Below are 12,545 nucleotides of genomic sequence, written 5' to 3' on the forward strand. Positions count from 1 at the left end.
CTGGCTTTTCAGCCAATCCTTCGTTTGATCTTGTTGTTGAACCCCTCGGAGATAGCGGAGCTTATTTTTTTCCTTCTTGTGAAGATAGATGTGCATCAAGAATCAAATATTATTAACAAATGGTTTACTACATATTTTTTCTGTTTTTCTTAATGGTTACCGCATCATCTATAGCAAGAACAATTGCTTCATGCCAATCAATATAATCACCCACTTTATTTTCAACAATTCTTAGCTCTTTTTTTGAAGCCTGTCGTCCAAGATATTCTTCTGCAACATTCTGGATGTCTTCAATATTTATTGAGTAAATGATTTTAGAGGTATTCATATCAATCTCCCAGTAAAGTGTCACTATTTTTCAATGGCGGCTGTAACGAGCGAAGTAATCATCAATTTCCGGTCGTAATTCAATGCCAATTCTTTCGAAAATATCAAGCAACTGTTGATATGCTCCTTGTCCACCAAGGAAGTCCCAGAATTCTTCTGCCACTTTGAGTTCGTTTTGCAGGTCTAACATGCCTCGTATTGTCCATCGATTGTAAGGTTGTGGTTCATAAGGGTTGTAAGGGATTGCAATGAGTGATTGAATATTTGCTGTCTGGTCTATTGCAAGTGCTGCGGCGACCCATTCTAACAGTGTCCGCTTAAATTCTTTAAAACCGCCGGCATTCGGTTTTGCGGTCTTGAGGTCAAAGAGGTAGATTGTCCCATCATGGGCGACAAGTTTAATATCAACTTTAGTCAATTTGACGGTTCTCATTTCTCCTTGTCTGCAAACTGTTCTAAGTTTATCGATTTCCTCTGGTTTGTTCGGAGATGTATTGGCTGTTGCTAATCCGTCCATTATGTTTTGAATGGCCCTATGTGCCTCCAATGAAATTTTTGTTCCTGCTACTTGTTGTGACGCTGCATCTGCAAAGTTTGCTGATGCAAGGGCTAATGCAACAGGTTCAAATATGCTCGTACCGAAATTTGTGTTTAGAGAATGTATAAATGAATACAAAGCCAATCTGTCTTTTCCAAGCAACCGTGTATGAAATGGCATTGAGGCGGGTTCTGGATTATAGTTTTGAAATTTGTGCCTCAAGCTATTCCTGAGCACATTTTCAATTTGAGTAATTTGCTCTTGAGATAATGCCATCACTTCCTCTTTAAATGGAAAATAGTTTCCGAATATGCGCCTTTGTCTTTTTCGGTACGATTTAAAACTGGTCGTTTATATACATTGATAATTTGCATTCCTGCGTTTTCTGCAATCATTGGATACATATTGTATTTATCATTGGCTACCAGAAAAACATCATAGTCGTTAGCTAAAAACTTCTTACAGTTATTGAGCACGTCGGTTATTCCCTGAATATAGCTTTGTTTTGCTTCTCTTCCTTGTCCTTTAAAAAGGGGGCCTATTTCCAAATCGTCCTTACGTTCAAACCCAAAGAGGTCATAGGCATAGGCATGTTGTTCATGGTAGTCAATTAGTCCAACATATGGAGGACTTGAGAATATTCCTTTAATATATTGCCTTCGTGCTAATTCTGCAAATTCAGTATTTTTCTTTTCAAGTTCGTCAAAGATATCAATGGTGCGGCTGTCTCCGGCCATACAAACCTGAAAAGTCTGTGCCCGCAATCTGTTAAAATGTGAAAGACGTTTTAACGTATCTTTTGTATAGGTTTCCCACCATTTAAAAATTGAGAAAAGCGGCTTGCATACCTTACCATGTTTTGAACAATAGTAAGTTGTCGTAATGGGCTCGATTAATGTTGCTAAATCAGCGTGAGTTGTTGCTCTGCAAGAACGGATGGTTCTGCTCAAAATGACACTGATAATGTTTTTTGTATCTGTGTTTTTAACCTTTTTAATTTCATCAAACACAAATTGGATTTCATCTCTGATATGTTGGGAATACCATTTATCAAGAAAGGAATCGGCCTTGTCCTGTCTTGATTTGATTTTATATTGATTAACGAGGTCGTTGAAGATAGGTAGAAACTCTTTTTCTTTCTCTGCTCCGTATTCGTCCTCGTTAATTATATTGCGCTTTACTTTATATTTGTATTCTGGGACCGGAAAATGTTTGTTGTTGAATTCATAAAGTGTTTGTAAAAGTTTTTCCTCAAACTCAGGTGTGCGGGAATTTGATAGAAATTCCTTCAGTGCTTTTGTTATTCGATTGATTTCTATTTGAACGTCAGTCAAATTGTATTTCGTAACCTTACAGTGTCCTATAAGGGTATTGAAGGCAGAAACATCAATGCCAATGGCGTGCATTCCAAGTTCGCAAGCTTGTACTATAGTAGTTCCACTGCCAGAAAACGGGTCAAGAATAATATCACCGCTTTTGAAGTAGGTTTCTTTTTTAAAATTGTCTGTGTGACTGTCAAGGAAATACTCTACAAGTTGCGGAATAAATTTACCTTTATAAGGATGCAGACGGTGAACATGTTTTGTGGTTTCGGCTTCTTTATATTGGTCAAAAGATAAAGCCCAATTTAAATCTTCACCGAGCTGATCCTTCCAAGAAAGTTCCCTATATCCGTTATAAGATTTGTAGTAGCTGATCAATTCTTGCTTGGAAACTTGCGTTGTTCCGTTACCATTGATTTTTTTTATTCTTCCGTAATGGATGAGATAAGAAATATTTGAGGTCGTGACTGTTTTGCCTAAATGTTCTGTTGCCCACTCACTTGCTTCTTTTATGTTGAGTAGTTCATCAGTCTCTATCATATCAGTCTCTGTTTTATAGAGCATAATACCATTTCTCTGGTCAGAAAGCATTAAAACATTAAAGTCGCATGGTACGTGCTATTTTAGCTATTTTCTCCATAATTGTACCGGTTCGTTTGTGCTCCAAAAAAAGGATGGTAGACGAAGCATGGATATAACCCCAAAATTGGTGGGATAGGCGAACCTGGTTCTGATACATCACCTCTGACTGAAATGATTTATTCATGCCTTGTAAGCTCATCTGGATTGGTTTTGTTGTCTTCTCAGCTTCTTGACTTCTACGTGGAATTTATCGTGTATCTCGCATCGTGCAACGTGGATTTTTACTGACCCCTAAGCCCCTGACCCCCGATCCCTGTTTGCTGGTTGCTGACTGTTTGTGGTTAACAGCTGATTCACATTCTCCCTTATCCTCTCCATCTTTTGAGGTGAGAAGGGTTTTACTTCTGCAAAGTTCGGGTTCAATGTATTTTTTGGTTTAAACTCCTGGACATAAAATCTCTTTGCATTCTTCACATATTCAACGGTTTCGTACACATCTTCTTCCCTGTGGAGAAAGGGCACAACGGTCATTCTGAATTCATAATCTACATTCCCTTCCATGATGAACTGTATACTCTCTTCTATCTTTTTCGTGTCTACTTTAATCCCACACCATCTCCTGTACCTATCTATGGGCCCCTTTATGTCCATGGCTATGTAGTCAATCAGACCATCCTTCACAAGCCCCTTGAGCACAGAGGGTGACGAGCCATTTGTATCGAGCTTAATACGTATACCTTCTTTTTTTATCTGCCCTATCGTATGAAAAAGGCTCATGTGAATAGTTGGCTCCCCTCCGGTGATTACAACCCTTTCCACCCATGTTTTAAATTTCCTCAATGTGCTGATTATATATTCGAAGGGTATATCTTCCATCTTGTCATGATTGAGCACAAGGTTACTGTTGTGGCAATAAGGGCACCTGAAGTTACAGCCCCCGGAGAACATTACTGACGCAAGCTGTCCTTTCCAGTCAATAAAACTTGTTTCTATAAAACCTTTTATAGGAAGATTATTTTCCATTGACAATGCTTAAGACCTCTTCCATCTTCGGGACATTGCCCCTCCATTCCCCGAGCCAGTTTTCCATTTCATCTTCCACAAGCACGGTGGGAAGCGCCATTACATGATAAAATGTTGCCTCTGCCAGCCCTTCTGCTGTCTCAACATTGTAATCCACAACACCAACTTCCTTTTCTTTCAGATTATCCTTCAGCCTTTTTGCCATAGGGCACATCGGGCAATCATCTTTGTAAAAAATCTTTACTATACCCATGTATTTAACCTCCCTTTTATTAGCATGGAGCAGAGGGCATAGAGCAGAGAGCTTAAAACTCTTAGCTCATAGCCCTTAGCTCATATCTTTCACTGGTTCACTGCCGCTACATTGCCTGCCTGTCGGCAGACAGGTCTGAAAAGAACTCTGTGTTTCTATGTCTGTCCTTTAACTCGCCGAGCTTACCTTTGTTCCAGCTTGAAACCTTGGTAAAGTACCCTGTGATCCTTGTAATACCATCAACATCCATGGAGCCACAGTATGAACATGTGTCTGATAGCCCCCTTGCCGTTCTGTGACACTTGTTGCATGTGGTAAATTCTGGAGAGAAGGCAATCTGGTCATTGGTGGTAAACCTGAAGGTTTTGATTACAAAATCGGATATGGCCTCTTTGGACGGTTGGGATTCTCCCATCCAGACATGAGAAATTGATCCCGCTTCTATCAATGGATGGAATATACCCTCATTCGTAACCCTTTCGATCGGGTTCATAGGATACTTCACATTCATGTGGGTTGAATTGGTATAGTATACCTCTCCTGATGCAATATCGCCCTTCACAACCTTCCCTGATAAGGGCGAGAAGTATCTTAAATCAAGCCTTGCAAATCTGTAGCTTGTACTCTCTGCGGGGGTTTGTTCGAGGAGTAGCCTGATCCCCTCCTGTCTTTTCATCTTATCTGCAAGGAGGTTCATATGGGCAATTACTTTAAGGCCAAACTTTAAGGCCTTTTTCGACTCATGCATCTCCTCGCCAGTATGTACCTGAACCATTTCATTCAGGCCGACCATACCTATGAGATGGGAAGCAAGGTTGAATCTTAGGTATGGCATTCCATCCCTGTTCATGGTAAGGAGGGCAAGGGGCCCATCTTCGCCCAGGGAAAGGAGCCTTTCAAGGAAATTCCTCTTCTCTTTATGTGCCTTTACTGCGAGGACAAACATTTCTGTAATATGGTTAAAAAGCTTGGTGTCGTCGTTTTTAGCGAGATAGGCAATCCTTGGAAGGTTTAAAGAGACATTCTGGAGTGCACAATACCTCATCCTCCAGGGTTCTTTTGCATCCTGCAAATCGTGTTCGTCGAGTTTGAAACTCAACCTGCAACATTCGGATATTTTGGCTGTGTCGCCCCTGTCGAACACAAAGTATGTATTTCCTTTATCTGCTGCCACATCAGAGATGTGATTGAGAAAATCCATATGTCCGGTGGTGTTGAAGAATTTCTCGGTGATGTGAACTATTGGTTTTGGGAAGAAGAAGGGTCTCCCTGCACCATCCCCCTCTTTAAAGATTTCAAACAACTTCCAGGCAAATCTCTGGGCTTCCTTTTCGTATTCACCATACGTTTTGCCTGTGAACTTTCCTCCAGGTCCAATTGCGGGCACATTCACAAAGTGTTTCGGGACTTCCCAGTAGATGTTGATATCCGTGAATATGGCCTGTCCGCCCCTTGCAACTGCCTGTTGTGAAAATTCAAATATGAGCATCTGTGCAAGTTGTTTTACATCATTATCGCTCATTCCTTCTATGTAAGGGGCGAAGAATATATTTATTGCATCCCATCCTATGGCACCTGCAAAATTGCTCTGTAAAGCGGCAGCAAATTTTACGAGATGAGCAAGCAGAACCTCGGGTTGTTTTGCGGGTTTTGCCATGGAGAGGGAGTGTGGCAAATCAAGGCCGAACCTTTTGATATACTCCAGGGATTGCCCGCTGCAGTAAGGCCTGTCTATAAAACCGAGGTCATGGAGGTGGATATCCCCGTTCATGTGGGCATCTGCCACATCCTGAGAAAATACAGTGAGTAGTGCATACTCCTTTTTTATCATCTCTGCGAGGGTAAGGTTGGTTGCCTCAGGACTATGGGGAACATTGGCATTTTCTTTGTTTGGATGGAGGATAAGGTTGTCCACGTCATATATGGGCATACCAAGCCTTGTGTGCATCTTTCTTGCATTCTCCAGGCCCTTTTCGATGAGTTTTGCGTTTACAAGCTCTCTGATAAGGGGGGCGGTTACCATTTTTATGCCTGATGCCCTTATCAACCGCTCGGCTTCTTGGCTTATTTCGTTTGCTGTATCACGGTCAATGAGTGTTTCTCTTATCAGGGCATCTACTATCTTGGACCTATCCCAATCTAATATCGTCTCTTCAGAAGTTCTTACGAAAAGATTTAAATCAGTTGTTTCCATCAATCCCCCCTTTTAAAGAGTAATGGGTTATAAGTGAGCAGTTTTAATTTAATGTTAAAAAAAGAAAAACAATACACCGAATACGAATCCATAACCACTCATTAACCCCCATATATAGTATATTTACTAGATACATATACTATATTTAGTGTTTTAATATGTCAAGAGGAATTTTAAAATGGGGAAAAATATTTTCTAACTACTTAAAGATTAAGCAGTTAGAAAACGGAATGTTTTTAAAAATGTACAAAATTCAAAATTTAGGGGTCAGGATAGATTCTAAGGGTTTTATTATTATTTCTATATAGTTACATTACTTATTGTAAATTTTTTTGATAGTTTGTTTTATAGCTGAAGAGAATAGGCCGCTACCTACCAGGAAAAGAAGTATGCCAAGGATTAATGAACCGGCGGACATCTCCCCCTCGTGCAGGTATGCATCCCTGATAAATAGTATGCCAAGGAAAAACATTATTATTGAAAGGGTGAGGAAAACTCCAAACAAAAACCATAATGATATTCTGCTTTCGCCCTTCATCTAAGGTTTCTGTGCTCTTAGTGCCTGTGCTGCATCTTCTGGGGTGGTAGCAACCACATAAAATTGGTCTTCCCTTTTGTATTTAGAAGATCTGAAATCCCTCGGAAGTATCTCTATATGCCAGTGAAAATACTCGCTTACTGGTAAATCTTCAGCGTGAGAACCTCCTCTCGGTGTGTTGGGAGATGTATGGATAGTAAACGTGTATGCGTTTGTTAACATTTCAATTCTTTTCATGAGGTCTAACATCATGTGGATTAATTCGTAATTTATACCCTCATCTCGAAGGTCCTCAAAACTTTCTTCATGAAACCTCGGTAAGATCCAGACCTCGAAAGGGAACCTCGATGCAAAGGGGCATATGGCCAAAAAGTTAGGGCTTACGCTCACTATTCTTATATTCTGCCTTATCTCCTGGCTTAGTATATCACAGAAGAGACATCTTTCCTTCTGCATGTAGTGTCTTTTTGAATTTGCAAGTTCCAATTCAAGCCTATGTGGCATGATAGAGGTTGCAAGCACATGGGAATGGGGATGAAAGATGTATGAGCCCGCAAGCTCTCCATGATTCTTAAATATCTGAATATATTTGAACCTCATGTCCCTTTTTAAATCGAGAATCCTTTCCTTGTAGACTTCCAGCAAGAGCGACAATTCTTTATCGGTAAAGTTTGATAATGTTTTTGTATGGGATCTATTTTCAACAATAATTTCATGGGCACCTAAATTACCCATCTTGTCATAGAGACCATCCGCCCTTTTGTTTTCGTCAACCTCTACCATAAAGATTGGATTTGATGCGGGGAAACAGCGGATAAGCCATGTGCCGTCTTTATCCTTTGTCTCTCTGATTGCCCTTGGGGTTAGATATTCATTACCGGGACAAAAAGGGCAACCACCTGCAACACTGCTCTTGGTGCTGGTATAGCCAACGACCACCCATTTGCCTGAAACAGGGTCTTTTCTCAATTCAGCCATTTTTCTAATAATAGACCATAACATTAGTTTTGTCAAACTACCTCTACTTAAGGGTTCTCTGCACCTATTCCCCTTGCAAATCCCCTTGTATATTATTAAAATAAGGCTCATGGATGAACTACTTGAATTTTCTATAAATTGTGCCCTTGAATCTGGAAGGATTCAAAGCAGGTATTTTCATAAAAGATTCGGGATACATTACAAAGGGGAAATAAATCTGGTGACGGATGTGGATATTGCCTGTCAGGAAAAGATTATAGAACTTATAAAAAAGGACTTCCCGGATGATGATGTGATTAGTGAAGAGAAGGCAAACCTTTACGACGGTGAGAGGAACAGGTGGATTATAGATCCCCTTGACGGGACTACAAACTATGCACATGGTTATCCCTTTTTTTGCACTTCAATTGCCTATGAGGAAAAAGGTGAAATCACCCGTGGTGTGGTTTATAACCCAATCTTTAAGGAGTTATTCTTTGGTAAAAAGGGGGAGGGGGCATATCTGAACAATGAAAGGATTACAGTCTCCAGTATAAAAAATATCAAGGAGGCCTTGCTCACTACAGGTTTTCCCTATGACCTCCCTACAAGCAAGAGGAATAACATTGATAACTTTATAAAATTTCTTTTTAAGGCCCAGGCAATAAGAAGGGATGGCTCTGCTGCACTAAATCTCTGTTATGTTGCATGCGGGAGGTTCGATGGTTTCTGGGAACTCAAGCTCAATCCATGGGATATGGCGGCGGGTTGTCTTATGGTGAGTGAAGCAAAAGGGGTGGTTACAACCTTCAAAGGGGAAGGGTTCAGTATATACAGTGATGAGATAGTTGCATCAAACGGTATTATCCATGATGCGATGCTGGGAGTATTGCAGGAAGAAAACTCAGGGGATAGGGCATAGGGCATAGGGTATTGACCCCTGACCTCTGATATTTTGAGGGGGATATATGAAAGAGTATTCAATGGAGGACATAAAGAGCATCGTAAGACCGACACTTGGAGAAGAGGTTCCACTGGTGCTCTTCAGGATTTTAAGAATAATAGGGATAAGAAACATCCTGGGTGAAAGCGCAGGGGCGACCCTGTATATGATGGGAAAACATGTAGGGAATATGCTCGGGGCAAAGGACATTTCGGAATTCAGGGAGAGGATAAAAGAGCTTAAGGTGGGGATACCAGAGGTAGAGATTGTTGATGAAGACCATGTTGTAGTAAAGCTTTTTGAATGCATTACCTGTGCAGGTTTTCCTAATACGGGTGAGATGTTCTGTGATATGGAAAGCGGTATCATTGCAGGACTTCTGGAAAAGGTGTATGGGAAAAGGGCTAAATCAACCCAGACAAAGAGCTGGTCTTCCGGGTATAAGTATTGTGAGTTCGACGTGCTTATTTACTGATTTATGGATGAAAAAGGGTTATTAGAAAAAAGACAGAAAGAGCTTGAGATAGAACTTGAGGAGACAAGAAGCCTCTCCCGGACAAGAGATAACCTCCTCATGGCAAACATAAGGGAGTTGAACGACGTATACAATGTTTTAAGAGAAAAGCTGAAGGAACTCAAGAGGAGAGATGAAAGGATCAAAAGCTTTGAAGAAGAGCTTATAAGGGCAAATAAACTCTCTGCCCTTGGTGAGCTTGCAGGGTCTATTGCCCATGAGATAAAAAATCCTCTCATTGCAATACAGGGTTTTGCAAAAAGGATAGAGAAGACAAAAGAGCCGGATAAGATAGAGGAGTATGCAGGTGTAATAGATAAAGAAGCTGGAAGGCTATCGAATGTGCTGATGAAGCTTTTAGAGTTTTCAAGAATGGATGAACCAAACAAAGAATATGTTGATGTAAATGAGATAGTGGATGATACCGTACTGTTTATGGAGCATCACCTTACAAGGTTTAAGAATGTTGAGCTTGTGGTGGAAAGGAAGAAAGACCTTCCCCATATACAGGTGGACAAGATTCATATTCAGCAGGCCCTTGTAAATATTGTGATGAACGCAGCCCAGGCAATGCCAGGAGGCGGGGTTATAGAGATAAAGACACAGAATGCCAATGGTCGTATATCCATATCTGTGAAAGACGAGGGTGCGGGTATAAAAGATGAGGATATGGGTAAGATATTTGAACCGTTTTTTACCACAAAAAAGAAAGGTGAAGGGACAGGGCTTGGCCTCTCATTAAGTAAAAGGCTTGTTGAGGCGAACGGAGGGGAGATTGATGTAGAGAGTAAAGTGGGGGAGGGGAGTACGTTCAGAATACTTTTAGGTTCTGCTAAATTGACTTGAACGCCATGCGCATAGCGCTTTGCGCAAAGCAGATCAGAACTCCAGCTTCATACCGTCATGGGCCGCTATTATGTTTATCCCTGTTTCTTCTTTTAGTCTTTCGGCCAGCAAGTAAGGTTTTTCCTTTATGATGTTCATGCCGAAATGGGTCATGATAGCAACCTCTGGTTTTATATGCGTAACAATGTTTACGAAATCGTTTACAGCAAGATGGTCTATAACGTGATCTTTTTCAATAGGTTTCGATCGAAGGACATTTATTATGAGATAATCTACAGTGTAGAAACTTGGTAGTGTATCAAAAAACCTTGTATCTGTTATCAAACCTATCCTTTTGTTCAGTTCAAATATTATCCCGTATGTTTCCACCGGATGCACGTGTCTCACAGGTGTGCTGAATGTGATATCCTTTGTTGTGTAACTTTGTTTTTCTTTTAAGAGCTCAATTCTGTCGAGATATTTTCTCACATATTTCAGGACCACAGGGTCATCTCCAATTGCATCTTCCGGACAGTAAAGCACGCCCCTCTTTTTAAAACCCCCATCGGTCATGGCCTCTATCATCACATTCACATCATTCGCATGGTCTATGTGTTTATGGGTGAGGATTATCCCATCTAACTTGGTTAAATCAAACCGTTCCTTCGATGCATGTATTCTGACAAGTGCCCCTGGCCCCGGGTCTATGTAGAGATTCGTATCTTTATAGTGTAACAAGAGACCGCCTGTTGCCCTTAACTGTTTGGATACTACAAATCGAGCCCCACCTGTTCCAAAGAACTTAATAAAACCTTCCATTATGCGCTCCCAATATGTTATTTATATTACGGATTGCGGGTTAGGGAATTATTACTCCGAACTCCCAACCCCGAACTTAATACTTTATTCTATGTATATATAAGGGTGATGTCAAATTGGATATAATACATTTTGCGATCTTTGATTCATCGTTAGGGAATATGCTGCTTGTGTCAAAGGGCGGAAGATTGAGCGAGCTTGATATAAGTAAAGAGAGTGACTACAAAATCAGGAAGGCGTTTTTAGCCCATTATCCCGATGCCCTTGAATCTATTGAGCCATTCAGCAAGGTAAATATTTTGCTCGACAGGTACCTGAAAGGGGAAAGGGTTGGTTTTGATGTGGATGTTAATATTTCTCATCGTGGGGTATTTACCAGAAAGGTTCTTCTTGAGACAAGGAAGATTCCATACGGTGAGGTGAGAAGCTACAACTGGATTGGAAGAAGGCTGGGGTATAAAAATGCAGCACGGGCTGTGGGTCAGGCATTGAAGAGAAATCCGATTCCCATCATAATACCCTGTCACAGGGTAATCCGGGAAGATGGCACACTCGGCGGCTTCTCTATAGGACTACACATAAAAGAGAAACTGCTTGCGCTTGAAGGAATTAAATACAGTGAATAGTGATTGGTGAATAGTGAGTGGTATAATGCTGAAGTCAGAATACAGAAGTCAGAATAAAAACTCTGAACTCCGAACTCATAACTCCGAACTTCCCGAAGGGGGCAGGTTTTCGTTCATGCTTCCTGTTCTGTACCCTTTGAGGTCGAGAGACACATAAGTAAACCCATAGCGTGTCAATGCTTCGGCTATTTCGTTCCTATAGGCTATAACTCTATCAATCTCTTCTTCTGCTACCTCTATTTTCGCAATACTGCCGTGATATCTCACCCTGACCTGTTTTATACCGAGGGTTTTTATAAATTCTTCTGAAAGCTCAATCCTTTTTAGGATGCCGCTGTCAATCTGTGTACCATAGGGGATCCTTGTGGCAAGACAGGCGTATGAGGGTTTATCATGGGTAGGGAGATCGAGCATTCTTGAGAGTCCTCTTATCTCTTCTTTTGTGAGGTTTGCCATAAGAAGGGGGCTCACAATATTCTTCTCGATGCATGCTCGTCTTCCGGGTCTAAAATCATTTAAGTCATCAAGGTTTGAGCCTTCGGCTATGTGCTTTAACCCTCTTTGTTTTGCCATATCCCAGGCCCTGTCAAAAAGGTGGAGCTTACAGTAATAACACCTCTCTTGAGTATTTGCTGTAAAATTCCTATCCTCCATTATAGAGGTTTCTATAACCATATACTCGGCTCCGATTGTATGTGCGATGTTTTTTGCTTCTTCAATCTCTTTCGCTGGATAGGTTGGAGATGAAGCGATAAAAGCAAGCACGTTTTCCCTGCCCAGCGTATCAATACAGCATTTCAAAAGAAGCGTACTATCCACCCCGCCAGAAAATGCCACAAGGGCATTACTAAGCTCTTTTATAATGGTTTTTAATACTTCATATTTTGAGTCAAGATCCATATACCACTACTATAACAAAGGGGAAGACCTTATTCAACCTCAGCTATTTAGTATTTGCTATCAAAATCCCCTTCTGGTATATTCCAGATAAATATTGGGAGATTTTATGCCACTACTTTTTGAGTCACTGAGTCATGGTGAAGTGCCATTCGGTTTTTTCAATATAGAGACCGATATGATTCTC

Annotated in this window: 14 protein-coding genes; 4 read left to right on the forward strand and 10 right to left on the reverse strand. The window is 40.9% G+C overall.

All coding sequences use genetic code 11. From position 1 onward, the window contains the following. Positions 1-127: 127 nt before the first annotated feature. The 8 genes from NTU69_05360 to NTU69_05395 form a co-directional block, all read right to left on the reverse strand. Positions 128-328, reverse strand: coding sequence for a hypothetical protein (locus tag NTU69_05360; protein MCX5802946.1), 201 nt, complete (start codon positions 326-328; stop codon positions 128-130). 30 nt (positions 329-358) lie between these two features. Further along, positions 359-1,141: a TdeIII family type II restriction endonuclease gene (locus NTU69_05365; protein ID MCX5802947.1), complete on the reverse strand. Its 783-nt coding sequence runs from the start codon at positions 1,139-1,141 to the stop codon at positions 359-361. Further along, a complete protein-coding gene (locus NTU69_05370; protein MCX5802948.1) occupies positions 1,141-2,727 on the reverse strand; it encodes a DNA methyltransferase in 1,587 nt (528 codons plus the stop codon). Before NTU69_05370 ends, NTU69_05365 begins: the two co-directional genes overlap by 1 nt. Positions 2,728-3,060: 333 nt before the next feature. Next, positions 3,061-3,792: an anaerobic ribonucleoside-triphosphate reductase activating protein gene (locus tag NTU69_05375; GenBank protein MCX5802949.1), complete on the reverse strand. Its 732-nt coding sequence runs from the start codon at positions 3,790-3,792 to the stop codon at positions 3,061-3,063. Further along, positions 3,782-4,045, reverse strand: a complete 264-nt coding sequence (locus NTU69_05380; protein MCX5802950.1) for a thioredoxin family protein — start codon at positions 4,043-4,045, stop codon at positions 3,782-3,784. The genes NTU69_05375 and NTU69_05380 overlap by 11 nt, the downstream gene beginning before the upstream one ends. A gap of 106 nt (positions 4,046-4,151) precedes the next feature. Then, on the reverse strand, positions 4,152-6,239 hold the full coding sequence (gene nrdD, locus NTU69_05385; protein MCX5802951.1) for an anaerobic ribonucleoside-triphosphate reductase: 2,088 nt from the start codon (positions 6,237-6,239) through the stop codon (positions 4,152-4,154). A gap of 313 nt (positions 6,240-6,552) precedes the next feature. Continuing rightward, complete coding sequence (locus NTU69_05390; GenBank protein MCX5802952.1) at positions 6,553-6,777, reverse strand: hypothetical protein; 225 nt, start codon at positions 6,775-6,777, stop codon at positions 6,553-6,555. Then, positions 6,778-7,755: a DUF4931 domain-containing protein gene (locus NTU69_05395; protein MCX5802953.1), complete on the reverse strand. Its 978-nt coding sequence runs from the start codon at positions 7,753-7,755 to the stop codon at positions 6,778-6,780. A 109-nt stretch (positions 7,756-7,864) separates the two neighbouring features. On the opposite strand from NTU69_05395, the gene NTU69_05400 reads away from it, so the two are divergent. Genes NTU69_05400 through NTU69_05410 form a run of 3 tightly spaced genes read left to right on the forward strand, consistent with a single transcriptional unit; the run spans position 7,865 to position 10,037 of the window. Further along, on the forward strand, positions 7,865-8,656 hold the full coding sequence (locus NTU69_05400; protein ID MCX5802954.1) for an inositol monophosphatase family protein: 792 nt from the start codon (positions 7,865-7,867) through the stop codon (positions 8,654-8,656). A 46-nt stretch (positions 8,657-8,702) separates the two neighbouring features. Then, positions 8,703-9,152 carry a hypothetical protein gene (locus NTU69_05405; protein MCX5802955.1) on the forward strand — a complete coding sequence of 150 codons (450 nt, stop codon included), beginning with the start codon at positions 8,703-8,705 and terminating at the stop codon, positions 9,150-9,152. 3 nt (positions 9,153-9,155) lie between these two features. Next, positions 9,156-10,037: an ATP-binding protein gene (locus NTU69_05410; protein ID MCX5802956.1), complete on the forward strand. Its 882-nt coding sequence runs from the start codon at positions 9,156-9,158 to the stop codon at positions 10,035-10,037. 33 nt (positions 10,038-10,070) lie between these two features. On the opposite strand, the gene NTU69_05415 is transcribed toward NTU69_05410, so the two are convergent. Continuing rightward, entirely contained in the window at positions 10,071-10,835 is a 765-nt protein-coding gene (locus tag NTU69_05415) for an MBL fold metallo-hydrolase (GenBank protein MCX5802957.1), read from the reverse strand. Between the two features lie 116 nt (positions 10,836-10,951). Between NTU69_05415 and NTU69_05420 the strand changes: the two genes are divergently transcribed. Beyond that, the gene (locus NTU69_05420; protein MCX5802958.1) at positions 10,952-11,461 is read left to right on the forward strand and encodes a methylated-DNA--[protein]-cysteine S-methyltransferase; all 510 of its coding nucleotides are present in this window, start codon (positions 10,952-10,954) and stop codon (positions 11,459-11,461) included. Positions 11,462-11,536: 75 nt separating this feature from the next. On the opposite strand, the gene larE is transcribed toward NTU69_05420, so the two are convergent. Next, positions 11,537-12,361, reverse strand: coding sequence for an ATP-dependent sacrificial sulfur transferase LarE (gene larE, locus NTU69_05425; GenBank protein MCX5802959.1), 825 nt, complete (start codon positions 12,359-12,361; stop codon positions 11,537-11,539). Between the last annotated feature and the right edge of the window lie 184 nt (positions 12,362-12,545).

The sequence above is a fragment of the Pseudomonadota bacterium genome (assembly GCA_026388215.1).
Classification (GTDB): domain Bacteria; phylum Desulfobacterota; class Syntrophorhabdia; order Syntrophorhabdales; family Syntrophorhabdaceae; genus JAPLKF01.